Below are 723 nucleotides of genomic sequence, written 5' to 3' on the forward strand. Positions count from 1 at the left end.
TCTTCCTGGGTCACCGCTGAGTAGGTCGTCGGCAGCGTCATATGTTTATAAGATACAGGAGGACCGCAGGCGCCGTCAGCGTCCGAAGCCAGACGATGGCAGGCCCGAGGCCGAGGAGCAGCGCCCGCAGACCGTCGATCCGGCTGAGGTGACGCGCGACCATCGCACCGATCCGCGCTGACGGTGCTGAGACGCCGTGACCGCCGACCCCGTGCCGGTGCGGCGGCGGGTGCAGGTGGGCAGATGCCCCTCATGGAGCATCTGCGGGAGTTGCGCACCCGGCTGACCCGTGCACTGCTGTGCATCGTCCTCGGGGTGGTCGTCGCCTGGTTCCTCTACAGCCCCATCCTCGACCTGCTCACCCAGCCCATCGAGCGCGCACGTCCGGCGCTCGAGGAGCAGGGCATCTCGACCATCCTCAACATGGGTGGCGTCGGCGGGGCCTTCCAGTTCCAGCTCAAGACCTCGCTGATCGTGGGCCTCATCATCTCCAGTCCGCTGTGGATGTGGCAGATCTGGGGCTTCGTGCTGCCGGCATTGCACCGCCACGAGAAGATCTGGGCGATCGTCCTGACCGGCCTCGGTGCACCCCTGTTCATCGGAGGTGCGGTGGCGGCCTATTGGGTGCTGCCGACGGCGGTGGAGTTGCTGATCGGCTTCGTGCCCGAGGGCTGGGAGAATATCATCTCCGGGGCCGACTATCTGAGCTTCATCCTACGGATC

At 66.1% G+C, this 723-nt stretch carries 1 protein-coding gene; it reads left to right on the forward strand.

Going from position 1 to position 723, the window contains the following annotated elements:
• Positions 1-243 precede the first annotated feature (243 nt).
• A partial coding sequence (locus BHE97_RS19630; protein WP_140400290.1) for a twin-arginine translocase subunit TatC occupies positions 244-723 on the forward strand: 480 nt, incomplete at its 3' end.

The sequence above is a fragment of the Aeromicrobium sp. PE09-221 genome (assembly GCF_002174305.1).
Taxonomy (GTDB): Bacteria; Actinomycetota; Actinomycetes; order Propionibacteriales; family Nocardioidaceae; genus Aeromicrobium.